We start from the raw sequence: 26,183 nt of genomic DNA on the forward strand, positions 1-26,183 counted from the left end.
AGTTTAACACGGTTTCGTTAAACGATAAACAATGGACTCATACGGACGAAGCGTCATGTTCTGCAGCCCTTCCCTTACATTATCGTTCGTCAACATCACCTCTGCCTTCCACTCGTCAGGCGCTAAAGAGTCCGGCAGAGTAAAGGCTGCCTCCGTCCCGTAAAAATTATTGATGACGAGCAGCTTTTCATTGTTGCCGTGTCTGAGATACGCAAAAACGTTCGGATCATCCTTTGCGATTAACTCATACGTCCCCTCTGTCACAATGTCATACCTTTTTCGAATCTGAATCAATTTTTGATAATGGTAAAACACCGAGTTCTGATCCTTCAACGCCGCTTCGGCATTGATTTCCTTATAGTTGCCGGAAACCGGTATCCATGGCGTACCCGTTGTAAAACCGCCATTCTCCGTATCATCCCACTGAACAGGCGTTCTAGAGTTGTCGCGGGATTTCGCCTGTAAAATTTCTGTGATCTCTTGGTCGGGCATTCCTTTTTCCTTAAAGGCTTGATACATGTTCAGTGATTCGACATCCCGATAGGAGCTGATGTCTGCAAACTTCGGATTCGTCATTCCCAGCTCCTCGCCCTGATAAATATAAGGCGTGCCCTGCATCATATGAATGGCGGTAGCGAGCATTTTCGCCGATTTCACCCTGTACGCGCCGTCATCCCCATACCTAGATACAACGCGCGGCTGATCGTGATTGCACCAAAACAGAGCGTTCCATCCCCCTCCAGCGTGCATCCCCGTCTGCCACTCGGATAAGATCTCTTTCAGCTTCAAAAAGTCAAAAGGTGCCAAGGCCCACTTTTCCCCGTTTGGATAGTCAACCTTGAGATGATGGAAGCTGAATGTCATATCAAGTTCTTTATTGTCAGGATTCGTATACCGGATACAATGGTCTACGGTCGTTGAAGACATCTCACCGACCGTCATACTGTTGTAATGTGAAAACACCTTTTCGTTCATTTCATGCAGAAATTCATGCACCCGCGGTCCGTCAGTATAAAAGGAACGGCCATCGCCTCCGTCTTCCGCATCCGGAAAGCGCTGTTCTTTAGAAATCAGGTTGATGACATCCAGCCTGAAGCCGTCTATTCCCTTTTCAAACCAAAAATGCATCATGTCATAGACATGCTTTCTGACCTCTTCATTTTCCCAATTCAGATCAGCCTGCGTCACATCAAACAGATGCAAATAATATTGGCCCGACGCTTCGTCAAGCTCCCATGCCGAGCCGCCGAATTTCGATTCCCAGTTTGTCGGAACAGAACCGTTTTCTTGCGGGTTTTTCCATATATAAAAATCACGGTACGGGCTGTCTTTTGACGAAATCGCCTCTTGAAACCAATTGTGCTCTGTTGATGTATGATTGACGACAAGATCCATGACGACTTTCAGGCCCCTTTTATGGGCTTCGGACAGTAACCGCTCAAAATCCTCCATCGTCCCATATTCAGGATAAATCGAGTAATAATCGCGAATATCGTACCCATTATCATGCTGCGGAGAATCATAAATCGGTGTCAGCCATAGCACATCCACCTGAAGTGTTTTTAAGTAATCAAGCTTTTCAATAATGCCGTTCAGATCGCCGACACCGTTTCCCGTCGTATCGTTAAAGCTTTTCGGATAAATTTGATAGACCACAGCTTTTTTCCACCATGGTGTTTGTTCTGTTTTCATCTGTCTCCACCACCGTTTTATAGAATAAAAACGGGAAAAGGGAACGTTGAAACACGTCCCGCTCCCATTCGTTATTTATGTTTAAATCTTGCATACGCGTATGTTCCGGCAAACGGCACGATCAATACAATGGCCATCCCGATTGCAAACGCGCCCCAGTACTGGCTCATGATTGAGAAAATCCCCGGCACCCCGCCGACACCGACGGAGCTTGCCAGCACACCTTGAGAAGAAATATACATTCCGGCCAGCCCGGAGCTGACCATCGCAATGATAAACGGGAATCTGTATCGCAGATTCACCCCAAAGATGGCAGGTTCTGTAATGCCGAGATAAGCAGAAATCCCTGATGTGAGGGAAAGGCCTTTTTGTTTCTCATCCTTCACGATAAACATCATGGCCAGCGCTGCCGAACCTTGTGCGATATTAGAAAGCGCCAGCATCGGCCATAAAAATGTGCCGCCGAGCTTTGACCCGATGAGCTGCAGGTCGACTGCAAGGAACGTGTGATGCATGCCGGTAATGACTAGCGCTGAGTAGAAACCGCCATATAACAAACCGCCCAGTGCGGCAAAAGAGCCGAACACCGAGATAAGCCCTGAAGTCAGCACGTTTCCGATCGCAAATGTAACCGGACCGATAATGATAAAAGAGGCAAAACCTGTTACGAGAAGCGTAATCGGTGCGACAACGAGCAGCTGTATACCCTCAGGTGTTCGTTTTGTTAAAAACACCTCAACCTTCGCCAGCATATAGGAAGCAAGTAAAATCGGGAGCACCTGCCCCTGATAGCCGACTTTCTGCACCTCAAGGCCGAACAAATTCCATACCGGAATTTTCCCGCTTTGTTCTGCAGCGCCATATCCCCACGCATTAAGCAAATCAGGATGCACGAGCATAACGCCAAGCACAATGCCAAGAAGCGGATTTCCGCCGAACCGTTTGACCGCAGACCAGCCGATTAACGCAGGCAGAAACGTAAAGGCCGTGCCTGCAATCAGATTAATCATATTTGCGAAATCAGCCCACTGCGGATAGACCTGCACAATCGATTTTGTGCTGAAGAAAATGCCTTGCGCCGTTAAAATGTTATTGATTCCCATCAAGAGACCCGCCGTGACAATCGCAGGCAATATCGGAATAAAAATATCTGCAAGCGTTTTCACAGCACGCTGCAAAGGATTCATATTTTTTTCTGAAGCCTTCTTCACTTCATCCTTTGTTGACTCGCCAATCCCCGTTTCCTTGACCAGCTCAGCGTACACTTTATTGACCGTTCCTTGGCCAATCACAACCTGAAACTGCCCGTTTGTCGAGAACGACCCCTTTACAATGTCAATTTGATCAAGCACCTCTTGGTCAACCTTGCTTTCATCTATTAATGCAAAACGCAAACGTGTAACACAATGAGTTGCCGCTGCAATATTTTCAGCACCGCCGACTGCCTCGACAATCTGCCGCGCCGATTTGTTCAGTTCCCCCATGCCAACCCCTCCGTATCCGTTTTTATAACTTGTATATACAACTTATGATTATATTGTATTCCTGTATATACATGTAGTCAACATTTTTTTATAGCGCTTTCATCCTAGACCAGGAATATCTAAAACAGACAAGGTTACTCTAAAAGTCACAAGCACTTATTGTATAAGATATTGAAAAAGCAGGGTGAGCCTCTATGAATAAACGCGATAAAACGCTTCAGCTCATCAAAGAGCTTGAAGACAATCAGGACAGACCGATCTCTCCCAATTTAAAGGAAAACCTCGATACTCTGACCTTATTAACAGAAGACTGCTCAGACATCGTATTTAGACAATTTGACTTTGGTAACGGGCTGTGCGGATTTATTGTTTATATCGAAGGAATTGTAAAATCGGAACATATTCAAGATCACGCCCTCCGTCCTTTCTTGAGTCATCTGACGGATCAGTTAGATGAACATGAAGAGGCGCTGCAAAACACATTATCGATTTCAAGCGTAGCGTCAGAAACAAGTGTAAGCAAAGTGGCTGCATCCATCATTGAGGGGAACGCGGTTTTATTTGCCGAGGGGCATTCAAAATGCCTGATCTTAAAAATAAAAGGCGGCCAAAGAAGAAGCATTGAAGAACCGATAACAGAATCGACCATCAGAGGGTCTAGGGAGGGCTTCACTGAAAGCCTCAGGGTCAATACCGCTCTAGTGCGTTTTCGCATCAAAACGCTTCAACTTAAAATGATCTCTTTTAAAATCGGCACGAAAACCAAAACTGACATTGTCTTGGCCTATATTGACGGGATTGCCGATCCAAAGGTCATTGACAAAGTGAAAAAAAGAATCAAAAAGATCAAGATTGATGCCGTCCTAGAAAGCGGATATATTGAGGAATTTATCGAAGACGACACGTACTCGCCCTTCCCCCAGCTGCAATACACGGAAAGGCCCGATACCGTCGCCGCCCAGCTTCTCGAAGGCCGATTTGCCATTTTCACAGATAATACGCCGTTCGTCTTAACAGGCCCGATTACGTTTTGGCAGCTGATGCAGGCCAGTGAAGATTACTATGAGCGCTATTTGATATCTAACTTACTCCGCTGGCTGCGCTATATGTTTTTATTCATTGCTCTTTATTTGCCGGCTATTTATGTTGCCGTGATTACATACCATCAGGATTTAATGCCGACAAACTTAATGTTCAGCGTGGCATCTGCCCGTGAACCGATTCCTTTCCCAGCTATCGTAGAAGCATTAATTATGGAAATTTCCTTTGAGGCCCTTCGTGAAGCAGGCGTTCGGCTGCCCAAAACGATTGGCCAGACAGTCAGTATTCTCGGCGCTCTTGTCATCGGAACGGCCGCCGTTGAAGCGGGAATTGTGTCAGCCCCCATGGTGATCATCGTATCGTTAACAGGGATCGCGTCATTTACAATTCCGCGGTTTAATTTAGCCATTTCCATCAGGATGCTTCGTTTCCCGTTTATGATTTTGGCAAGCATTTTCGGGATATTCGGCATTATGCTCGGCACGATTATTTTAGTGCTTCATTTGTGCAAGCTGCAATCTTTCGGCATTCCTTATTTATCCGGGATTTCTCCATTTAAACGTGATGAAGTAAAAGATATTTTTGTCCGGGCGCCTTGGTGGGCGATGACCAGAAGACCGAGCACGTATTCGCGCGGCAATGGACAGAAGGGAGCGAAAAGAGAGGACCCTCAAGATGAAGAAAACAATATATAAGGCTGTTGCACCGCTTCTCGTTTGCATGCTTCTAGCGGGGTGCTGGGACCGGACAGAAATCAATGACATCGCATTTGTCGTCAGCTCTGCAATTGATAAGAAAAAGGATCAGTATCGAGTAGCCATGCAGATTCCCTTGGTTGGCCAATTAGGCGGACAGACAGGAGGAGGAGGCGGAACTACCGGTTCAAAAACATGGTATGTTGATTCAGCTTCCGGCACTACGATCAAGGAAGCGAACAACAAGCTGCAAACCTCCTTATCCCGAACGATCAATACGTCCCACAGACGTACGGTTGTTATTGGAGAGGATATGGCGAGAGAAGGCGTCGCCCCAGTATTTGATATTTTAACGCGAAATCCGCAGAACAGATTAACGGCGCTTTTTTTAGTCAGCCAGGGTGAGGCGCGGGATATTTTAAACACCGATGTTCAGCTTGAACAGTTTCCGGCGGAAATGATTCGAGAGCTGGCCATTTTGGCGACGAACCGCCCCGTGTTTTTAAGCAGGTTCATGTCTGACTTGGTAGAAAAAGGCAATGATCCGTATGCGCCGGTCATCTCCTCCTCTAAAACAAAGCCTGGAGGGAAAGGGAAATCCAATTTAAAAATTGACGGGCTTGCGATCTTTAAAAAGGACAAATTAGTGGATATTTTGAAAAAGGAACACATGACAGCTGCCCTGATTTTACTGAATCAGGCCCGTCAGCCAGAATTCATTTTAGTCCTGCCGAATCAAATGGGGAAAGCGACCATTCAGCTTCAAAAGCCGAATGCATCCTTTCATGCGGCTGAAAAAAACGGAAAGCTGTCGATGACAGTCGAGATCAGAGCCAAAGGAATTATTATGGAAAACCAATCCACTTATGAAACGAGAGAAAATGACCAATTTTACATCATACAAAAAGCATTAAACAGGGCTGTAAAGGAAGAGATGATCAGCACCGTACATCGGCTTCAAAAGCTAAAGGCGGACCCGGCCGGCTTTCAAGACCGAACGATAAGAAGCATGGACATCACAAACAATCTGCTAAGAAAGGATTGGGATGAGGTCTACAAGGACATGGAGATTCACGTCAACCCGATTGTGACGATTGAGCAAGGCGGAGTTTTGTATAAAACGATCAGCCATTAATGGAGGTGCGCCGGCATGATCAGCTATATTGTACAGGCATTGATTGTGTGCATTGCCATTTACGCATATGAATGGAAGAATTTTCGTTCCGCTAACACCGTAACAAAATGGGCTTTCAGCCTGCTGATTGCAGGAAGTATTTTTCTGTGGATTTATATGAGAGTGAACCCCCTGCTTCCGCGGCTGGGACACCTGTTTAAATATATTCCGTTTTGAACATGACAGAAAGGATGTGCTTTATGGATAAGACCTCTGCATACCAAGGATTATTTTTCGGAGCGCTGTATACGTTAGCGGTCGGACTGAAGCATGCTCCGATCCTCATGATCCAATCGGCAAAACAAAACGCCTGGCACAGCTACATCCTCGGCGTTATCCTCGTGATTCCGGCACTCTGGCTAATGCACAGGCTGATGAAAAAGCATCAGAAAAAAAATATCTATGAACTGCTGAGTGATTCCTCGCCAATCGCCGGCCGGTTTATTATTTTGCTGTTTACATTGTATTTCCTGTTAATTAACGCTCATGACATACGTTTCTTTATTAATCTAATTAACATTCTATTTCTCCCGAGAACACCGATGGCCGTTCTTGGCGGTGTTATTATCTTTGTGGCGATCTGTATTGCCAGAGAGGGCAAGGAAACGTTGACCAGAATGGCGCAGATTTTTTTATTACCATTCGGCATCCTGGTCTTGTTCCTTCCATTTACGCTGGCCACACAAATAGAGCTGCAAAATGTAACACCGATCTTTGAAGGGCCGATTCAATACCTTCAATCAGGTTTTTATGCGTTCGGGACAATGGGGGAATTGATCATCCTGCCGCTTCTCTTCTCAAGCCGGAGCGTTCCGCTGAAACACACCATTATCGCAATACTGCTGGGAGCTTTATTGCTAGCCGTGATGTTATTTTCCTCAATTTCTGTCTTTGGCCCCAACCTGACATCTACTTTCTTTGATCCGGCCTATATGGTGATCAGGCAGATCCGCATTACGGATTTTCTGGATCGTTCAGACCTGATCATCGCGGCCTTATGGATTCCGGTCATTATGGTGAAGATATCCGGTTCGCTTTATATTGTGGTCTATGGGCTTTCCTTCTTGCACTCAAAAGTCTACCTGAAAGCCATGTATACACCAACCGGCTTGTTTTCTCTCGTATGCAGCTTTTGGTTCTTCTTAAATACAAATCAGCTGATCGACTTTAACAGAATCAAACCGATCATAAATGTGGTGATTTCCCTTTTGCTGCCTTTATTCATCTATTTGATCATCAAAAGCAAAGCAATGTTCGGCGCCAAAGCAAAACACTAAGAGTTTTTGGCTTCTTTTGTCTGATAAACAGGGTTCTGTTTCGTTTTCCCTGTATCTTTCAGGTAATACTGTTCAGATGTAAAAAATTCGGTATACAGCGCTTTTACCTTTCTGCTCAATAACAGCAGCGCAATCACATTCGGAACAACAATAAAAACTAATGCTAAGTCCAAAATGCCCCAGATGGCTTTTGCTCCGCCTGCGGCACCTATGATAATAGCCGCTAAATAAACGAATTTGATTACATGCCCTGCCAGCCGCCCGAACAGAAATTCAGCTTGCTTTACGCCGTAAAAAATGACAACCATAATGGTCGATACAACAAAGAAAACGAGAGAAACAGAGACGAAGTACCCTCCGCCAGAACCGAAGTAGTGCTGAAATGCAGCCGTTGTCAATGCTGCCGGGTCATTTGAGGCATTTTTCCCTGTCCAGACACCGGATGAAAGGACGATAAAAGCCGTGGTGGTGCAGATGATCAATGTATCAATGACAATGCCGATCACAGACCAGAACCCTTGCCTTACAGGGTGATCAGTCTTTGCCGCCGCATGTGCAATCGGGGCTGTTCCCATTCCGGCTTCATTAGAATACAGTCCGCGGGCAAATCCCCAGCGAACGGTTTCAGCCAGGGCAGCACCAGCGAATCCGCCAACTGCTGAAGAAGAGGTAAACGCATTCGAAAAGATAAGAGAGAAAAACGCCGGCACTGATGAAAGATTCATCAGAACAGTGAGGAGCCCGGCTCCCACGTATGCCCCTGCCATAAGAGGCACGACAAACTCTGTTACTTTTCCAATCCGCTTTACTCCCCCTATTACCACTAACCCGATCAAAAACGCAATGCCTATTCCCGCATATATTTTATTGAAAGAAAACGTTTCGGCAAGAGAGACTGAAACCGAATTCCCCTGAACCATAATGCTCGGAATCAGCTCCACGATCAGCGCAACCGAGAAAAATACGCCGAGCCATTTCATGCGCAGGCCTTTGGTTATGTAATACATCGGTCCCCCGACAAATTCCCCCTGCTCATTTTTTTCTCTGTAATGAACAGCAAGCACACTTTCAGAAAACTTAATCGCCATGGCAAATAAGGCAATAAGCCACATCCAAAAAACAGCTCCGGGTCCGCCAAACATAATAGCGGCAGGCACCCCGACAATATTCGCCGCACCGATCGTGGAGCTGAGGGCTGACGTCAAAGCCTGAAGCGGAGTGACTGTGCCCTCTCCCTTCGGCTTTTTTCCTACGCTGCCGATCGTCTGCTTCAAAATGTATAAAGGATAACGAAATTGAAAACATTTCAGCAAAATGGTGAAGTACAATCCCGTCCCCGTCAGCAAGATGATTAGCGGCGGCCCCCACAGCCAATCTGATATACGCTCTATCCATTCCAATAGTCGTTCCATCCTATCACCCTTTTTTCGTTTATGAGTCATTTCCCCACAGACGGATAAACATAAACCTTTTAGACTGAGACCACTGGAACATAAAGAGGATGGCTTGTGTCAATCGCCATCCTTCAGACAGGACAAATCAGCTGGAAGAAGGTCTGTTTCGTCCAAGCCGGTCATATACTTTATTCTTATAAAAAGCGGACGCCGGCTTTGAAAACATGCCTTTTTTGTCGACAAGCTTATCAAGCAGCATCTGCTTTTCGGTTTTTTTTCTGATTAATAGCTCACGTTCTTTTTCGTCATAGCATTTTGAGATTAAATGGTCGATGGTCATGAGCTCTTTTTTGAGCGCGCCCTCATCCTCTGCCATTCCTGCGTTTTTTAACACACGGTAGCTCATGCGAAGCGATTCCGGCAAGTGTGCCGCGTCATCCTTTGGCAGCGGCTTTCCCATTCCCGGCAGGTTTTCAAATTCTCCGTCTTTGATGGCACGTTTAATTTTATCTTCAGACACAATATGGGAAAAATCCATCAGTTCACCTCTTTTCATTTATTTCCTTATATTTTATCATACATCTCCCGCAGTACCATTTTATTCCTTTATTTCTAGAAAGAAACCTTTTTTTACATTTAGCAATTTGCAAGCGAAACGTTGATTCGACGGCGTTTTTCGCCACTTTTTCCACCCGACGATTTACACTTTTCTAATCTGCTGATTCGTGTTATATTGGATACGTTCGTTTTTTCTATCGTTTCGCTCGAACTGTGATCGGAAAAAAGGAGTGTAACAATGAAAACATTTATAAAAGAAAGAGGACTGGCCTTCTTCTTAATCGCGGTCGTCCTGTTATGGATCAAAACGTATGTCGGTTATGTCCTGAACTTCAACTTAGGAATAGACAACACGATACAAAAAATATTGCTTTTTGTGAATCCTCTCAGCTCAAGCTTGTTCTTTCTTGGCTTTGGACTCTTGTTCAAGAAAAAATTACAGCAGACAGCCATTATAGTGATTCATTTTTTAATGTCTTTTTTACTGTACGCAAACATTGTGTACTACAGATTTTTCAATGATTTTATTACAATTCCGGTCATTATGCAGGCTAAAACAAACGGCGGCCAACTCGGTGACAGCGCATTTTCGCTGATGAGACCGACTGACGTCTTTTACTTTATCGATACGATCATTCTGATTATCTTGGCGATCAAAGTGAACAAGCCTGCCGAAACGTCGAGCAAAAAATCGTTCCGAATCGTTCTAGCGTCTTCGATTCTTGTGTTCTTAATCAACTTGGCAGTTGCGGAATCAGACCGACCTGAATTGCTGACAAGATCATTCGACCGAAACTATCTTGTGAAATACTTGGGAACGTACAATTTTACGATTTATGACGCTGTGCAGAATATCAAATCCAACAGCCAGCGCGCGCTTGCCGATTCCAGCGACGTGACGGAAGTGGAAAACTACATGAAAGCCAATTACGACGTGCCGAATAACGTGTATTTTGGCAAGGCAGAAGGAAAAAACGTCATTTACGTTTCACTTGAATCTCTGCAGTCATTTATCATTGACTATAAAATTGACGGCAAAGAAGTCACACCTTTCTTAAATAAACTGGCACATGATAACGAAACGTTCTACTTTGATAACTTTTTCCACCAAACGGGACAAGGTAAAACATCTGATGCAGAATTTATGATGGAAAACTCTCTGTACCCGCTGGCTCAAGGTTCAGTTTTTGTAAACAAAGCGCAAAACACGCTTCAATCCGTTCCGGCGATTTTAAAGTCTAAGGATTACACATCTGCTGCATTCCACGGAAACACGCAGACGTTCTGGAACCGTAACGAAATGTACAAAGCGGAAGGCATCGATAAGTTCTTCGATTCTGCTTACTATGACATGAACGAAGAAAACACGAAAAACTACGGGATGAAAGACAAACCGTTCTTTAAAGAATCAATGCCGCTGTTAGAAAGCCTGCCGCAGCCGTTTTATACGAAGTTCATTACCCTATCTAACCACTTCCCATTCGGAATGGATGAGGGTGATACAGACTTCCCGGCTGGAGACTTTGGTGACTCTGTCGTCGACAACTACTTCCAGTCAGCCCATTACCTTGATCAGTCCATTGAACAATTCTTCAATGATCTGAAAAAAGACGGGTTATATGATAAATCGGTTATCGTGATGTACGGAGATCACTACGGCATCTCTGAAAACCACAATAAAGCAATGGCCAAAGTTCTTGGCAAAGATGAAATTACTGATTATGACAACGCCCAGCTTCAACGGGTGCCGCTCTTTATCCACGCTGCCGGCGTGAAGGGCGAGAAAGTTCATAAATATGCCGGAGACGTCGATGTGGCTCCTACCATTCTGCATTTGCTCGGAGTGGATACGAAAGACTATCTGATGTCCGGTTCTGATATTTTATCTAAAGAACACCGTGAAGTGATTCCGTTCCGTAACGGAGACTTTATTTCACCGAAGTACACGAAAGTATCCGGCAAGTATTACGATACGAAAACCGGAAAAGAGCTTGATGAATCCGAAATCGACAAGTCAGAAGACTCACTCGTCAAGAAGGAACTTGAAATGTCCGATAAAATCATAAACGGAGACCTGCTGAGGTTCTATGAGCCGAAAGGTTTTACAAAGGTGAATCCTTCCGATTATGATTACACAAAACATGACGAAGATTCTTCCGAAACGTCAACGGATGATGAAGATCAATAAGAAAAAGCGGAGAGGATGCCCTCTCCGCTTTTTTATTTCACCGCAGCTCTCAATTCCTCTGCCGCAAATTCGACATTCGGCCCAATGATCACTTGAACCGATTGCCCTCCTGATTTGACGACCCCTTTTGCGCCTGCTTTCTTTAGCAGCGCTTCATTCACTAAAGCGGTATCCTTCACAGTCAGCCGCAGTCTTGTGGCGCAATGATCAATGGTTTGAAGGTTTTCTTTTCCACCGAGCCCCTTCAGCATGATGTTTTCATTGACATCCTGAACGGTGTTTTCATCAAGCACTTCATCCACATCGTCATCTTCCCGTCCCGGCGTTTTTAAGTTCAATGCCTTAATCAGTATATAAAACACGATAAAATAGACTGCCGCATAGCATATACCTACCAGAAGCAGCAGCAGCGGTTTTTCTGCAATTCCATAGCTCAGCACATAATCGATGGCTCCGGCTGAGAAAGAGAAGCCTGAGCGGATGCCGAGCCAGTTGACGATAAATAAAGACAGCCCGGTTAAGACCGCGTGAACAGCGTATAATAACGGAGATAAAAACATAAATGCAAACTCAATCGGCTCCGTAATCCCTGTGATAAACGCAGTCAAGGCAAACCCGATCATCATTCCCGCCGTTGCTTTCCGTTTTGACGGCTTTGCAGTCACAACCATAGCCAGACACGCCGCCGGAAGACCGAACATCATGATTGGGAAGAAGCCGGTCATATATGTGCCCGCTGTCGGATCTTTCGCGAAAAAGCGCGCCAGATCTCCTGTCACTCCGTTATATTCTCCGAATTGGAACCAGAAAATATTGTTCAGCACGTGGTGAAGGCCAAGCGGAATTAACAGCCTGTTGAACAGGCCAAATATGCCAGCCCCGATGCCGCCGAGCCCAAGCATCCATTCTCCAAACTCGTTAATGCCCGATTGAATCGGCGGCCAGACGACTCCAAATATGCCGGCTAAAATAATCGTAATAATAGCTGTTACAATCGGCACAAGCCGCCTGCCGCTGAAGAAGCCAAGATATTCAGGCAGCTTTGTATCCTTGAAGCGGTTATAGGTATAACCGGCTATTAAACCAGCAATGATTCCCCCAAATACCGCCATGTTGTTTGTTTTATCAATTGTCTTTGTCGCCGCGTCGAGCATCAGATACGATATCGCCCCTGATAAACCCGCGGCTCCATTGCTGTCCTTTGAAATGCCAATGGCAATTCCGATCGCGAAAATAAGCGGCAGATGATCAAAAACCGCCGTCCCCGCTTGATAGATAAACGGGATATTAAATACATCCTCTCTGCCAAGCGCAAGGATAATTCCAACTGCAGGCAGAACCGCAATCGGGAGCATAAATGACTTCCCGAGTTTTTGTAAAAATGAAAGCATACCCATCCCCCTCATACCCTTTTTTTTCAAATATACCATATAAGATATCTAGTGATCTATACCAATTTTCCCGGAGTATTTCTTTTTTCCCAGGTCCGTGTGTTTCCTATTTTTAAGACAGTTGTGGTAAGCTTAAACTAGATTATTTAAAAAGAAAGCGGGAATGACAGATGATTGTAACAAACGATCAAGAATTAGAAGGCATGAAAAAAATCGGAAGAATCGTCGCGCTGGCGCGTGAAGAAATGAAACGGAAAGCAGAGCCCGGCATGAGCACAAAAGACCTTGACCTGATCGGAAAAGCGGTGCTTGATGAGCATGGCGCCGTGTCAGCTCCTGAGAAAGAATACGACTTTCCGGGCGTGACATGCATCAGCGTAAATGATGAAGTGGCTCACGGCATACCAAGCACTTCTAAAATTTTAAAAGCGGGAGATCTTGTGAACATTGACATCTCCGCTGAATTTGGCGGCTTCTATTCCGACACAGGCATCTCATTTGTGCTTGGTGAAGGAGAAGAGCGCCTTCATAAGCTTTGCCAATGCGCGGAAGACGCTTTTCAAAAAGGACTGCAGCAGGCAAAAGCAGGCAAGCGCCAAAACCAAATCGGAAGAGCCGTTTATCATGAAGCACGCTCTCAAGGCTTTACCGTCATTAAAACCCTGACCGGCCACGGAATCGGCAGAAGCCTGCATGAAGCGCCGAACCACATCATGAACTATTATGATCCGTTTGATAACGCGCTTTTCAAAAACGGGACAGTCATCGCGCTTGAACCGTTTATTTCAACGAAAGCCGAAACAATTGTTGAAGCTGGAGACGGCTGGACGTTCAAGACACCGGATAAAAGCATGGTTGCCCAAGTTGAACACACCATCGTCATCACAAAGGATGAACCGATTATCCTGACAAAACTGTAAAACACATTCCGGGCTGCCGGATGGTTTAACCTCCTCCAATTGCAGGTAAAACATCACTATTCGCAGGAGGAGGTATTGCAATGAACAAAGATCAAGAAAAAATCCAAATTGAAAACGAATTGAATGCGATGCATGGCACAACAAAAGAAGAAATTTTAAAAGACTTTGAGGAATTTAAAGAATACCTAAGCAAACAAGTGAACCGAGGCAAAAAGCTGGGATTGGATGACGGCAAGCTTGTGAAAAGCGCCGCGATCCTGGGAGACTACCTCGCGAAGCATGAAGAGCCTCACAACAGTGAAGAAATGCTCCTGCAAGAGCTTTGGAGCGTTGCGGACGAAGATGAGAAAAAACATTTGGCACAGCTGCTGGTCAAATTGGTTGATAAGCAATAAAAACACGAGCCGGGCGTGCTGCCCGGCTTTCTTGATATTGTCACAGCCCGGCTCTTTCAGATATGCTACACTACTATTATGTCTGCGAAAGGAGCCTTTACCTGCATGTGGTTTATTATTTTCGGCATCATTTTTTTCATTGAAGGCATTATTATGACCGTTTACGGCGTGAAGAAGAAAAACGGGATGCTCACATATATCGGCATTGTTTTCAGCATTATGACATTCGGCGTTGTCATGATGAAACTAACCGGCCATTAAATCATATTCAGCTTTTACTCAGCATATACATACAGAAGTACATTCGCATAACTAGTGCGAAAGGCTCAGTTTTTCCCGCATCTCTTTTCAGCATCATTCCATGGATGTTACAATGCCAATCGTTTGGTAAAATCCTCTCCATTGGGAGAGATAGGGAAAGGAGTTTTCTGACATGCATTACGGCAGTAAAGGCTGGTATGTGGCAGAATTAAAAAAGCAGGGGATCACGCACCATGAAGGAAGAAAGCTTCAAAGCTATAAGACCTATTTTCTTGCCAACCTGCTTGAAACAAAGAAAAAATGATCAGAAGAATGATAAAGCCGCGCACGTTGATATGCGCGGCTTTTTTTCTATTCAACCGGCAGCAGCCTGTCCTTTTTTTTCATAAAGGACGCTCTCCAGCTTTCCGACAGTGCGTCTTCACTTAAAATCCGTTCAATGGCGGCGAGATTTTTTGCATCATGGTAGTTGATTTGGTTTGCGAATTGGACTGATATGTCTTTCTCGCCTCTGGACAGCAATTCCAGTTTGGCGCCGGGAGCCACCCTGCCCTCTTCCAGCACGCGAAAATAAAAACCGGTATAGCCGGTTTGCTGAACCTTCAGCACCATTTCCTTTATGCCAAACTTTTTCGCCAGCTTTACACACGGCTGGCGCGGCTGGCTGACCTGAACAACAGCTTCATCAAGCTTGAACACATCCCCGATGCAAACGCTCTCCTCGGTCAGGCCCGTGACCGTCAGATTTTCACCAAATGCGGCGCTTGGCAGCGGTCTTGAGAGAAACTCTTCCCAAAACGGATAATGCTCCGCCGGGTAGACACAGACAGCCTTATCAAGTCCTCCATGATGGACGAGATCCGCCTGCCCGTCTCCTTCAAAGTTTTCCCGATACAGCATAACAGCGGAATCGGCGGGCCGCTTCATGATGCCGGTTTCGATTTTCTTTCCGTCATATTCAAGCGTCTGCGGCTTTCCGAGATTAAGAGAAAGAACTGAATAGTGCGCTGCTTTCATACGAACACATCCCCTTTACAGGTTGTAAAATGATTGATTATCATAAAAAGAAAAGGTGGTTTTTACATGCTTCAGTACCGAATCGTTGTAAACGGCCGGGTTCAAGGTGTGGGATTTCGCTATTTTGTTCAAATGGAAGCCGATAAGCGAAAACTGGCCGGCTGGGTTAAAAACCGTGATGACGGCCGTGTCGAGATTTTGGCAGAAGGCCCGGAAAACGCCTTACAATCATTTCTTGAGGCTGTAAAGAAAGGCAGCCCTTTCTCAATAGTTGCTGACGTCTCTGTCACAGAATCCCGCAGCCTTGAAGGACATCACCGATTTTCCGTTGTTTACTCGTAAGGTTTATCCTGATAAAAGTAATTCGGCTTAACGATTGAGTTGTCATAGGAACGGTGGAAGATATGAGTGGCAGCGGGTGAAATCGGCGGAATCAGCCACGTCCAGTCCCCCGTCAGCTTTCTGCCCGCTTCTTCCTCCTGTTCTTCAAACCGTTTAAACTGGCTTGCGGCCGTATGATGGTCAACAATGCTGACACCTTGCTTTTTATACGAGTGCAGCACAGCTTTATTCAATTCAACAAGCGCTTGATCCTTCCATAAATCCGTATTGTAATCAGTAGAAATGCCGATAACGGATGCCACTTTTTTGAGCTTGTCGTACCGCTTTTCATCTGCCAGATTTCTTGCTCCGATCTCCGTACCCATATACCAGCCATTAAACGGCGCGGCATTATAATGAATGCCCCCGACCTCAAGCTTCATATCAGAAATAATCGGCACGCCGTACCATTTCAGCTCAAGATCAGAAAACGCTTCGATTTCAGGATGTGTGATTGGAACCTCGATCACAAGTGAACGCGGCAGCTCATACCAGACCGGCTGTTCGTCGCCTTTCATGCGAAAAATGAGCGGCAGCAGGTCAAAATCCGTTCGCTCTCCGCGCCAGCCGAGCTTTTCGCAGGCTGCTGTCAGAGAACGGGAAGCGGGGTCACCGATTCTTTCTCCGTCTGATTCATATCCAGCGTACCGGATCAGCTGATGATTCCAGATTTCGACTTGCTTTTCACCCTTCTCTTCCGGAGGGAAAATTGTAATGCTCGGCCTGACTTTCCCATTATTCGTGGCGGTTTCAATGTGATGAAAGAGGGCGTCCCGAACATCCTCCTTCGTCCGGACGTCACGTCTGTCGATGACATTCAGCGAATTCCAAAACAATCTGCCGATGCAGCGGTTGCTGTTTCTCCAAGCCATTTTCGCTCCGTGCTCGATTTCTTCCTTCGTATGGACATAGCTTCCGGTCCGGCCAATTTCACTTTTAATGCTATCGAGACGGTCTTTCACTTCCTCCTCCTTTCCCAATTCCTGATAGCAAGCGGCAATAAACGCTTTCGCTTCGTTCCAAAGTATTTCTTTTTCTTCCAACAAACTCTCCCCTTCAAATCGCATTCATGCTTTTCATTGTATCGTTTTTAAGCCGGAAGACAAATGATTTTTCTGTATCTTCTTGGAAAACAATAAAAAAACACCCGCGTATCCGGGTGTTAAAAAGACGATAAACGATTTGCCAATTCAATTAAGTCACTGCGAAAGTTTTTGCCCGTCATCGGTATTCCATGCCCCGTCAGCAGTGCTTCCGGTTCAAGGCCGGCAAGCTTCTGAATAGATTCGGCAGCAGTCGCTGTGTCAGGCGTAAAATAAGCCGGCGGCCCATGAAGCTCCTGTTTTTGAATCAAGACCTCAGCCATTTTCTCCTGTTCCACTGTAATGACTGCATCACCCGCCACAAGCACGCGCCCGTCCTCTCGGAATAACGAGATATGGCCAGGTGTGTGTCCGGGAGTCGCAATCCAAATCCACTCGTCAAGAAACGGTACAGAGCCGTCTTCTGGCAGTACCTGCACATGTGAGGAAATATCGATAGAGTGCCGCGGGAACAGCGGCGACAGTTTGGCGACCAGCCCACTCTTGCTGTCAGGACGAGCCGGAGGATAATCCTCTTTACCTGTTACATAAGGCATTTCCCGAGAATGAACATAAACAGGAACATCCCAATGCTCAAGGATCTCTTCTATCGCACCGATATGATCAAAGTGCCCGTGTGTGAGGATAATTGCTTTGAGCTGAAAATCATCGCCGAATCTTTGTTTTGCTTCATTTACTATCATGTCTGCTGATTGAGGCATGCCAGCATCAACTAAAACAAATGAGCGAGGTTCAGAAGGCAGCTGAATCAAATAGACATTCACTATTTGCACGGTCAAGCCGCGCACCCCTTTTGCCGCCTCGAACCCCGTTCCGCTTCTGACTGAAGTCATCGGCATATAAGGATCACTCATGATGACACCTCCGGTATGTTGTATGCCGTTAGTGTGTGTCATTACGCCTGAATTATCATACGGAAATTGAGATCGCACCGATCAATAGAGCAATAGCCGTCATGACAATCACTGCGAGAACCGCCCATTTCAATGCGAATTTTTGATGGTCGTCAATAGAAACCCCGACAAGTCCGACAAGCAAATGAGTGGATGGCACAAGCGGGCTCAGCATATGAATCGGCTGGCCGATAATAGATGCTCTGGCAATTTCAACTTTATCCACACCATATGCGACAGCCGTTTCTGATAAAATCGGCAGCACCCCGTAGAAATACGCGTCATTCGGCATCAGGAATGTGAAAATGCCGCTTGTTAAAGCCACGATCGCCGGGATCAATCCGCCCATTTGTTCAGGAATCATCGACACAAGCGAAATCGCCATTTCATCAACCATTTTAGTGCCTGTCAAAATCCCCGTAAAAACCCCCGCAGCAAAAATCATGGAGCCGATGGCCAGCACGTTGCTGGAATGCGCCGATATACGCTGTCTCTGATGCTCAAGGTTTGGATAGTTCACAATCAGTACAATACAGAACGCAATGACAAACAGTACGGTTAAACTGACTTTACCCGATACTAAACATCCTATCAGAGAAAGCGTTAACAATAAATTGAACCACCAAAGCTTCGGCCGTTTCCACTCATCTTCAACCGCAGCCGCAGGTTCATTGGCATTGGCCGGCTGTTTCAGTTCAATCACCCCAAGGCGCTTCCGTTCCGCTTTTCCAAGCACATACGCAACAGCAACCATACAAAGCATCCCGCTTGCGATGACAGGAATCATCGGCCCGGTAAGCTCAGCCGGATCAACCCCAAGCGCGCTCGCCGCCCGCGGCGTAGCGCCACCCCACGGAATTGTGTTCATGATTCCCATGCCGACTCCTGCGATTCCCGCCAGGATAATCGGCCGGATGCCTAGCAGCAAATAGAGCGGTAGCATTGCGCTTGTCGTAATCATATACGTGGTCGAGCCATCTCCGTCCAAGGCGACAAGCATCGTAAGAACCGCTGTCCCGACAACAATTTTTAATGGGTCGCCTTTGACCATGCTTAAGATTTTGCCAACCATCGGATCGAACAGCCCTGTATCAATCATAATCCCAAAATATAAGATCGCAAACATTATCATGACGGCAGTCGGCGCTACTTGTTGAATTCCCGAAATCATCATGTCCCCGACTTCAGTAAATCCAAATCCAGCAATTAGCGCAAACACAATCGGCGTCAGAACTAATGCTGTCAAAACAGAAAGCCGTTTTGTCATGATCAATGCCATAAACACGAGCATCATGAGAAAGCCTAAAATTGCTAACACGTCCATTCCCCCTTAAATGAATCCGCTTACATTTTTTTGTCCCTTACTCCCCTTCTTGCCTTTTTGCCATCGTATGGGAAAACCAATCGCAAGTAAATAATTTGGTTTTTTTGTATTTTTAATTTTTTAAAACCGTTTTGTTCTTTTTGATCATTTCTGGTTATATCAAAAAGATCCCGGAATGCCGGGATCTTAATTTCCTGTCATAATGCTTTGATAAAAAGCGGATTGCTGGTCAAGAAACCGTTTCGTTTCCCTGCTGTTCAAATAAAAGCTTTCCCAGTCCTGTTCATTTATTTTCCGCTTCCACTCAGGCGAGGATGTGACCTTCTTTAGCGCTTGATCCCAGTAAGAAATCTCTTCCTCAGACATGTTTTTCGGGCCCAAAACCCCTCTCCAATGAGAAAAGACAAACGGGATCTCCTGCTCCTTCCACGTTGGTACATCGGGAAAACCGGGAAGTCTTTTATCAGACGTTACAGCAGCTAACGTGATATCGCCGCGCCGCTCATAGGGTTTCGCTTCAGAAAGTGTCATGGAGGCCGCTTCTATCTCATGTCTGATCAACGCCTGAATGAGCTGCTCACTGCTGTCATACTGCAGAAATTGGATGTCAAAAGGGTCAATGCCGTACATGTCGGCCGCTCTGACGAACGAGAGCTGATCATCGTTGCCAAGCCCAGGGGCAAAGCCGATTTTCACCTTTCCAGGATGCATCTTAATCTCATTCAGCAAATCCTTGCCGTTAGTTAACGCAGATTCTTTTGGCAATGCAACAGTCTGCCATTCCTTGGAGAGAATGGCGAGCGGAGTAAAATCGTCTGTTTGTAATTTGCTTTGCCCGAGAAGATCATTGCTCAGTATTAAGCTGGACGTCATGCTAATGGTCTGTTTGCTGCTTTCGTTGACATATTTCCAGCCTTTCTCTCCCCCGCCGCCGGGTTTATAGACGATATGTACATCACCCTTCACAATCTGCTTCTGCCTCAAAACGGCTTGGATCGCCTGCGCTGTGACATCCCAGCCGCCAGAAGGTTCAGCAGGGACGACAATTTCAATCGGCCCGTCAGGCAGGCGCGGCGCAGCCGCCTGCCTGATATCCCCCTGCATAAAGATCAATAAAGAAATCAATAGGATGATAGATTTTTTCATATCTAGTCCGCCGCCAAATAATATTTTCTCTCCGGCCTGCCGATAATCCCGTATTCAAGCTCTGCTCTTGCTTCTTCCTTTGCCACAAGGTACTCGGCATAGCGGCGGGCCGTCGTTCGTGACGCCCCCATTTTTTCTCCAAGTTCTTCCGCTGTCAATCCTTCTGATGCAGTTCGAAGCGCTTCCTTAATTTTTCGCAGTGTAATCGAATTAATGCCTGTCGGCAAATCCTCTGCCGGCAAAGATGACTTCACACCGTTCCCGAAAATATGATCAATCATGGATTGGCTGACCTCCGGCTGAGACAAAAGCAGCTTCCTTTTTTCTTTATACTGAAGCAGCACCTGCCTGAACTTGTCAGCCGTTACGGGTTTGATCAAATAGTGGGCAATCCCTGCCCTGAGCGCTTCCTGCAAATGACGGGTTTCTGTTGCCGCTGTGATGATCATAATATCCACTTTAGGAAATCGGCTTCGTATCTCAGGAATCAATGTGGTCCCAAGCTCATCCGGCATATAAATATCCAGCAAAAGCAAATCAGCCTTTTGTTTCTCTAAAAGCGCCATTGTTTCTTTGGCATTTGCCGCCTTACCGATAATTTTGAATCCATCAAGCTGTTCGATCAATCTCTCATGGATTTGCGCAACCCGAAAATCATCCTCCGCAATCGCGATGTGAATCAAATGGATTCCCCCTTTATTTCTCCTTCGGTATAAACACAGTGAATACCGCACCGCCAGTTTTTTGATTCGCCAGTTCGATCCAGCCGCCCAGTTCACGCACTGAGTCTTTCACATTGGCCAGACCGTAGCCTCTCTTCATCCCCTTTGAAGAATAGCCTCTTTCAAACACAGCTTCCGTCTTATCGGGCGGCACACCGGGCCCTGTGTCTGATACTTCGATGACAATGTCACGGCCCATATCCGTGATGAAAAACAATACTTCCCTCACGCTTTGATCCGCTACAGCTTCGAAAGCGTTATCAATTAAGTTGCCGATAACCGTAATGAGATGAGACAAGCCGATATGTGCAGGAAGAGGCGCGAGCGAGCTGTTCTCATCAATAGACAGCTTGACCTTCTTTTCCGATGCTTTGCTTATTTTCCCTAACAAAATGGCCTGCACCTGCTGCGAATGGATGTTATGGAATAAAATATCATGCTGTTCATTTTGTATCGCGTATTCCTCTTTAATTAAATCAATGGCTTCATCATACTCACCAAGTTCAAGCAGCCCTAAGATCGCGTAAAGCTTATTTGAAAATTCATGAGTCTGCGCCCTGAGATCCTCTGAATATTTGCGAACCTCTGTCAGTTTATCGATCAGCTTTTTCAGCTCCGTTTTCTCCCGGAAACTGACGACAATCCCATACGCCAGCCCGCCTTGAGTCATCACTTTTGTATTGATAATAAAAACTTGACCGTTGACACTTACCTCTTGGTTCGGCGCCGTTTCTCCTTGCTCAAGCACACTCTTCAGCCCGGCTCCCGGCATAACGTCATCAATAGGAAGATTGACCACAGGCTCGGGAAGCTTTAGCATCTCGGCAGCCGATACATTCATCATAGTGACGACGCCTTCACGATTGGTGGCAATGATTCCTTCTCGAATCGCGAAAAGCATTGCATTCCTCTCACGATAAAGAGCCGCGATCTCATGCGGCTCAAGGCCAAGCGTATCCTTCCTGATGCTTTTCGCCAGTGCGGCGGCACCAGCAAATCCGAGCAGCAGCACAAGTACAGCGATCACACTCAAGTTTCTCAGATGCGTTTTGATGCTTTGCTCTGTCTCCGTTTGCAGAAAATCAACAGACACGCTGCCGATCACTTGGCTGTATTCCTTCTGCTCTTTTATAATCGGCGCGCTCCCCCTGATCACTCTTCGTCCATCGGCAATTGTTTCAGAAACATGCGAGCCGCCAAACAAAATTTCTCTGCTGCGATCCAGTTTCTTTTGGCCGCTTTTTTCAGAAGCGCTCCGAATGTCTCCTTTTTCGTCCAACACATAAATGGCATACGCGCCAGTCTGTTCTTTCATTTGTTCAATGACCTCTTGCGTCTCATCCTCATGTCCATCTTTTTTCTCAATGAGCTCTTTAGCCGGCGGCATATAGGAAATGGTTCTTGCCGTCTGAACCGCCAGCTGCTCTGCCTGTCTCCGTTGTTCCTGTGTATGCTGAACGGCTAACGTAATGGTCAGCACACCAATGACAAAAACCAGCAGAGCCGCAATCAGCCCCATTATTTTTGTTTGCAGGGAAAAATGGAACCGCTTTTTCACCACAGCACCAGCCGTCCTTTCTACCTAGATCATACCATTTTTCATAGGGAATTTTCTCATTTTTCAAAAATCCATTTTCTTTTGAAGGGTGAACAATAGGAGGAAATATGTTTTGCAGTTTGGCTGAATGAAGTTAAGGGACTTGCTTTAAAATAAAAAAGGCAGACCGCGTCTGCCTTTTTCTTTCTACCATATTCCTAGTACTTTCCACCATAATCCACCGATCACAAGCCATACGACAATATGGACGATCGACAGGATAAATCCGATGGACCACCATTTGCTTTGCGGAACGTAGCCTGCTCCGAAGAAGACTGGAGCCGCTCCAGCACCGTAGTGAGTCGTTGACCCAAACAGGTTGCTGAAGAACGCGAGGCTCAGTGCTGCTAAAAGCGGCGGTGCGCCCGCTGCCACGATCACCGCCAAAAATGCTGAATACATCGCGCTGATGTGAGCTGTCGCGCTCGCAAAGAAGTAGTGTGAATAGAAATACACAACGATTAAGATTAAGAATGCCACAATCCAAGAGAATCCTGATACGGAAGATTTCATGGCATTACTGAACCAAGACACCATGCCTAACTCATTCAGGAAGTTGGCCAGCATGACAAGCGCCGCAAACCAAGTGAGCGTATCCCAAGCGCCCTGTTCTTTTTTGATATCATCCCAAGTCAGTACCTGTGATAATAATAGAACGGCCAAACCGATTAATGCGGTTGTGGTTGCGTCGATGTTGAAGCTGCCGCCAAAAATCCACAGCACAAGCACCAAAAGAAACACAATAACCATGGAAAGCTCTGACTTTTTGAATGGTCCCATTTCTTTCAGTTTTTCTGTTGCGATTTTCGCCGCATCCGGTGTTTCTTTGATTTCCGGCGGATACAGCTTGTAAATCACAAGCGGAGTAATGATTAAGCTGACAAGTCCCGGTACAATCGCGGCAATTGCCCAGCTTGTCCATGTTAAGTCCACCCCTGCGACATCATGGGCCAGCTTGGCAATCAGCGGGTTCGCTGCCATCGCCGTTAAGAACATAGCAGATGTGATCAGATTTCCCTGAAAACCGGTTTTTAGTAAGAATGCGCCGATTTTTCTCTCTGTTCCATTTGCCGGGCTTGATCCGAATGTTTCGGATAATGATCTGATGATAGGAAATATAATGCCTCCTGCACGCGCCGTATTACTTGGAATGGCAGGTGAAAGTATTAAATCACTGAACAGCAGTGAATAAGAAAGTCCAAGGGTTTTTTTCCCGAATTTCTGAACGAATACATACGAAATTCTCGCACCGAGCCCGGTTTTGATAAATCCCCGGGAAATAAAGAATGCGATTACGATAAGCCAGATGGTCTTATTCCCGAATCCGCTTAATGTATCCTCAATTGATAGTGTTCCAGTTAGTGCAGTAACCGCCAATGCAAAAATTGCAATTGCACCCATTGGCAAGGGCTTGGAGATAAAGCCGATAATTGTCGCGACAAAGATCGCAAACAAATGCCAAGCTTTAGGTTCAAGTCCGGACGGAGCGGGAATAAACCAAATGATTAGTCCCACAGCGACAGTAATCAGCAATGGAACAAGCTTTACTGCTGACTGTTTTCCTGCGTCTTTTTCTGAAGCCATAAATAGGTCTCCTCCTATATACTTGTTTTCCGATCCCCTTTCCCATTCTACTCCTTAACTAAGTTAATAAACATTTTAATTAATTAAAAAACACAAAGGTGAGCAGACCTTTGTGTTTTTTCATTTCTTAATTCAGTTTACCCGCACCCGCTTGAGATATAACATTCGATTTTACATTCGCGGAAGCATCGATTGTGCCATGAAGAGACGGTGTCCAACCGACAGAAGAGCTCAGCCCGTTTGCAGCCGATGCGCTGATCTGCGTGCCATTCAGCAATGTGCCTGAGTCATATAAAGCAGTCCCCCCGCTGAAAACACTGATCGTTTTAGCAGCTGACAGTCCAGGCACGTCAATGACATTGTTTTGAGCGTAGATTTTAGATGATTTTCCGATCCCCCACACATAGCTGAAGGCATAATCTGAGGAGCTTGTGCTGCCTTCATAATAGTTGTTGTAAACGTGCACCTGCCCGAAGCGGACTCTCGGTGCGCGCTGGACGATATTTTTATAGCGGTTATGATGCAGCGTAATTTTTAATTTGCCGTCATCAGATGTTTTGCTGTCGCTTGATCCGAAAATAGAGCTTTTATCATGATCGTGATAATAGTTGTAAGACATCGTGATATAGTTAGCGCCGTTAGAGGCATCGGTTTGGCCGTCATGGTGCTGATATTTTCTGCCGAAATACTTTGGCGATGTGCTGTCCGGACGTGAGCCGTCATTAAATGTACAGTGATCGATCCATATGTGCGTACCGCCGTTTATCGTGATGTTGTCGTATTGTGAGTTCCAGTTTCCTGAGCTTCCGTCAGTCGGATCCCATTGCGGGAAATAATCATAAGCGTCTTGGAATTCAATGTTGCGGATGATGACATTATCACTCTTAATCTGGAAGTTTCCGCCCACGACCTTGGCATTTGTCCCTGAACCGACGATCGTCGTGTTTGCAGGAATATCCACCATGACCCGTGCTTTTTGATTTTTCTGAGAGCGTGCTCTCGCCTCTTCTAGTGTCCCCGAAGGCTCTTTTTTGCCCCATGTGCTAGGATCATAGGCTTTCAAATATTTGTCCAAATCGTATTCTGGATCTTTATAGTCATTTAGGCCAAGCGGCTTTAGATTGTCATCGACGTTCATGTCAATCGTCCCCTTGATATAAATGATTTTTGGCGTTGTGTTAGTGTCCTTGCCTAATGCCGAGACAAGCTGGTTTCTGTTGCTGACGGTATACACGTTCGAAGACGATGCTTTTGATCCGCCTGTTGTACCGGTCGAGTACGCGCCCCAGCCATCATTTGATCCTAATGTCTGATGGCCTAAATCAGCCGCGTTCGCGCCAGCTGGAGTCAAACCTAAAAGCAGAGCCGTGGCTAACATCACTTTTTTCATTCACTATGAACCCCCATTTTCTATTTTGTGAGATTATATTCCAATTTCTCACAAAGATATGATAGCAAATTGAGAGACATCCAGAACCGAAAATGTTCCGCTATCGGATTGCGGCATTCTGCAAAACATACACCGCAAAGACCGCAAAAAAACCCAAAAAGCCAAATTTGGCCTTTTGGGTTATATCCCTGCATTATGCCCAGGATTTCACTTTTTCATTATCGGTCACAAAGAGAAGCACTTTCCCTTCATCTAAGCGTTTTTCGAATTGAGCGGCTTCATCCTCAGAAAAACCGATTTCATGAATTTTATTGCGGAGCTCGTCTCCTTTTTTATTAAACACATTTCCTACAGCATGCTTGATACCCGTTTCTTTGGCTCCGATCGTGTTGGCGTTCGTGTTGTCTGCCAGCCGTTCCGTTCTGTCATCGTCGTGAGCTAAGACGTATACATCTTCTTTCGCAACACCCATTTGCTGTAATTCTTCTACATCCTTCATGAGCTGTTCGTCGTTTGTATACTCTTTTACAACTGGTTTCATTCCGACATTCCTCCT

The 26,183-nt window shown here is 45.9% G+C and carries 26 protein-coding genes; 10 read left to right on the forward strand and 16 right to left on the reverse strand.

Annotated features, from left to right (window positions below; all coding sequences use genetic code 11):
- Positions 1–3: 3 nt before the first annotated feature.
- Together treC and treP are read right to left on the reverse strand one after the other, a co-directional pair.
- Positions 4–1,692 (reverse strand): alpha,alpha-phosphotrehalase, encoded by a 1,689-nt coding sequence (gene treC / locus AC4CV5_RS16170; protein ID WP_490923259.1) that lies wholly within the window; start codon positions 1,690–1,692, stop codon positions 4–6.
- Positions 1,693–1,763: 71 nt separating this feature from the next.
- Complete coding sequence (treP, locus tag AC4CV5_RS16175; protein ID WP_490923261.1) at positions 1,764–3,176, reverse strand: PTS system trehalose-specific EIIBC component; 1,413 nt, start codon at positions 3,174–3,176, stop codon at positions 1,764–1,766.
- A gap of 194 nt (positions 3,177–3,370) precedes the next feature.
- Here treP and AC4CV5_RS16180 point away from each other — a divergent pair, with 194 nt between their 5' ends.
- From AC4CV5_RS16180 to AC4CV5_RS16195, 4 genes are read left to right on the forward strand one after another with little or no spacing between them, the layout of a single operon-like run.
- The gene (locus AC4CV5_RS16180; RefSeq protein WP_222143790.1) at positions 3,371–4,912 is read left to right on the forward strand and encodes a spore germination protein; all 1,542 of its coding nucleotides are present in this window, start codon (positions 3,371–3,373) and stop codon (positions 4,910–4,912) included.
- Positions 4,893–6,047, forward strand: a complete 1,155-nt coding sequence (locus tag AC4CV5_RS16185) for a Ger(x)C family spore germination protein (RefSeq protein ID WP_166853912.1) — start codon at positions 4,893–4,895, stop codon at positions 6,045–6,047. Before AC4CV5_RS16180 ends, AC4CV5_RS16185 begins: the two co-directional genes overlap by 20 nt.
- 15 nt (positions 6,048–6,062) lie before the next feature.
- Complete coding sequence (locus AC4CV5_RS16190; protein ID WP_166853913.1) at positions 6,063–6,263, forward strand: hypothetical protein; 201 nt, start codon at positions 6,063–6,065, stop codon at positions 6,261–6,263.
- A 23-nt stretch (positions 6,264–6,286) separates the two neighbouring features.
- On the forward strand, positions 6,287–7,363 hold the full coding sequence (locus AC4CV5_RS16195) for an endospore germination permease (RefSeq protein ID WP_490923264.1): 1,077 nt from the start codon (positions 6,287–6,289) through the stop codon (positions 7,361–7,363).
- Here AC4CV5_RS16195 and AC4CV5_RS16200 read toward each other — a convergent pair.
- The 3 genes from AC4CV5_RS16200 to AC4CV5_RS16210 all read right to left on the reverse strand — a co-directional run bounded on the left by AC4CV5_RS16200 (position 7,360) and on the right by AC4CV5_RS16210 (position 9,449).
- On the reverse strand, positions 7,360–8,775 hold the full coding sequence (locus AC4CV5_RS16200) for an alanine/glycine:cation symporter family protein (protein WP_222143787.1): 1,416 nt from the start codon (positions 8,773–8,775) through the stop codon (positions 7,360–7,362). The two genes, AC4CV5_RS16195 and AC4CV5_RS16200, sit on opposite strands and share 4 nt — an antisense overlap.
- 127 nt (positions 8,776–8,902) lie before the next feature.
- Positions 8,903–9,295 carry a DnaJ family domain-containing protein gene (locus tag AC4CV5_RS16205; RefSeq protein WP_166853916.1) on the reverse strand — a complete coding sequence of 131 codons (393 nt, stop codon included), beginning with the start codon at positions 9,293–9,295 and terminating at the stop codon, positions 8,903–8,905.
- Between the two features lie 4 nt (positions 9,296–9,299).
- Positions 9,300–9,449, reverse strand: coding sequence for a hypothetical protein (locus AC4CV5_RS16210; RefSeq protein WP_166853917.1), 150 nt, complete (start codon positions 9,447–9,449; stop codon positions 9,300–9,302).
- A gap of 104 nt (positions 9,450–9,553) precedes the next feature.
- Here AC4CV5_RS16210 and ltaS point away from each other — a divergent pair, with 104 nt between their 5' ends.
- A complete protein-coding gene (gene ltaS / locus AC4CV5_RS16215; protein WP_166853918.1) occupies positions 9,554–11,503 on the forward strand; it encodes a lipoteichoic acid synthase in 1,950 nt (649 codons plus the stop codon).
- 32 nt (positions 11,504–11,535) lie between these two features.
- On the opposite strand, the gene nagE is transcribed toward ltaS, so the two are convergent.
- Positions 11,536–12,894 (reverse strand): N-acetylglucosamine-specific PTS transporter subunit IIBC, encoded by a 1,359-nt coding sequence (nagE, locus tag AC4CV5_RS16220; protein ID WP_166853919.1) that lies wholly within the window; start codon positions 12,892–12,894, stop codon positions 11,536–11,538.
- 170 nt (positions 12,895–13,064) lie between these two features.
- Between nagE and map the strand changes: the two genes are divergently transcribed.
- From map to AC4CV5_RS16240, 4 genes are all read left to right on the forward strand, one after another.
- Complete coding sequence (gene map / locus AC4CV5_RS16225) at positions 13,065–13,814, forward strand: type I methionyl aminopeptidase (RefSeq protein WP_166853920.1); 750 nt, start codon at positions 13,065–13,067, stop codon at positions 13,812–13,814.
- An 80-nt stretch (positions 13,815–13,894) separates the two neighbouring features.
- Positions 13,895–14,209, forward strand: coding sequence for a DUF3243 domain-containing protein (locus AC4CV5_RS16230; RefSeq protein ID WP_166853921.1), 315 nt, complete (start codon positions 13,895–13,897; stop codon positions 14,207–14,209).
- A gap of 105 nt (positions 14,210–14,314) precedes the next feature.
- A complete protein-coding gene (locus AC4CV5_RS16235; RefSeq protein WP_003239883.1) occupies positions 14,315–14,470 on the forward strand; it encodes a hypothetical protein in 156 nt (51 codons plus the stop codon).
- A 172-nt stretch (positions 14,471–14,642) separates the two neighbouring features.
- Positions 14,643–14,774 (forward strand): YflJ family protein, encoded by a 132-nt coding sequence (locus AC4CV5_RS16240; protein WP_003223059.1) that lies wholly within the window; start codon positions 14,643–14,645, stop codon positions 14,772–14,774.
- 47 nt (positions 14,775–14,821) lie between these two features.
- On the opposite strand, the gene AC4CV5_RS16245 is transcribed toward AC4CV5_RS16240, so the two are convergent.
- Entirely contained in the window at positions 14,822–15,487 is a 666-nt protein-coding gene (locus AC4CV5_RS16245) for an MOSC domain-containing protein (protein ID WP_490923268.1), read from the reverse strand.
- A 66-nt stretch (positions 15,488–15,553) separates the two neighbouring features.
- Here AC4CV5_RS16245 and AC4CV5_RS16250 point away from each other — a divergent pair, with 66 nt between their 5' ends.
- Positions 15,554–15,829, forward strand: coding sequence for an acylphosphatase (locus AC4CV5_RS16250; protein WP_373924085.1), 276 nt, complete (start codon positions 15,554–15,556; stop codon positions 15,827–15,829).
- Here the strand turns inward: AC4CV5_RS16250 and nosA are convergent.
- The 9 genes from nosA to AC4CV5_RS16295 all read right to left on the reverse strand — a co-directional run bounded on the left by nosA (position 15,820) and on the right by AC4CV5_RS16295 (position 26,168).
- Positions 15,820–16,911: a nitric oxide synthase gene (nosA, locus tag AC4CV5_RS16255; protein ID WP_166853924.1), complete on the reverse strand. Its 1,092-nt coding sequence runs from the start codon at positions 16,909–16,911 to the stop codon at positions 15,820–15,822. The genes AC4CV5_RS16250 and nosA overlap by 10 nt on opposite strands.
- 119 nt (positions 16,912–17,030) lie before the next feature.
- Complete coding sequence (locus AC4CV5_RS16260) at positions 17,031–17,825, reverse strand: MBL fold metallo-hydrolase (protein ID WP_373924083.1); 795 nt, start codon at positions 17,823–17,825, stop codon at positions 17,031–17,033.
- Positions 17,826–17,880: 55 nt separating this feature from the next.
- A complete protein-coding gene (citM, locus tag AC4CV5_RS16265) occupies positions 17,881–19,182 on the reverse strand; it encodes an Mg(2+)/citrate complex secondary transporter CitM (RefSeq protein WP_490923271.1) in 1,302 nt (433 codons plus the stop codon).
- A 192-nt stretch (positions 19,183–19,374) separates the two neighbouring features.
- Positions 19,375–20,334: a tripartite tricarboxylate transporter substrate binding protein gene (locus AC4CV5_RS16270; protein WP_166853927.1), complete on the reverse strand. Its 960-nt coding sequence runs from the start codon at positions 20,332–20,334 to the stop codon at positions 19,375–19,377.
- Positions 20,335–20,336: 2 nt separating this feature from the next.
- Entirely contained in the window at positions 20,337–21,017 is a 681-nt protein-coding gene (gene citT, locus AC4CV5_RS16275; protein WP_326222822.1) for a two-component response regulator CitT, read from the reverse strand.
- A gap of 13 nt (positions 21,018–21,030) precedes the next feature.
- The gene (gene yflR / locus AC4CV5_RS16280) at positions 21,031–22,617 is read right to left on the reverse strand and encodes a two-component sensor histidine kinase CitS (RefSeq protein WP_166853929.1); all 1,587 of its coding nucleotides are present in this window, start codon (positions 22,615–22,617) and stop codon (positions 21,031–21,033) included.
- Positions 22,618–22,800: 183 nt separating this feature from the next.
- Positions 22,801–24,237 (reverse strand): anion permease, encoded by a 1,437-nt coding sequence (locus tag AC4CV5_RS16285; protein ID WP_014113016.1) that lies wholly within the window; start codon positions 24,235–24,237, stop codon positions 22,801–22,803.
- Positions 24,238–24,364: 127 nt separating this feature from the next.
- A complete protein-coding gene (locus tag AC4CV5_RS16290) occupies positions 24,365–25,627 on the reverse strand; it encodes a pectate lyase (protein WP_166853930.1) in 1,263 nt (420 codons plus the stop codon).
- A gap of 193 nt (positions 25,628–25,820) precedes the next feature.
- Positions 25,821–26,168 carry a YflT domain-containing protein gene (locus tag AC4CV5_RS16295; protein WP_003223026.1) on the reverse strand — a complete coding sequence of 116 codons (348 nt, stop codon included), beginning with the start codon at positions 26,166–26,168 and terminating at the stop codon, positions 25,821–25,823.
- Positions 26,169–26,183: the final 15 nt, after the last annotated feature.

This window comes from Bacillus sp. NS1 (assembly GCF_058248265.1).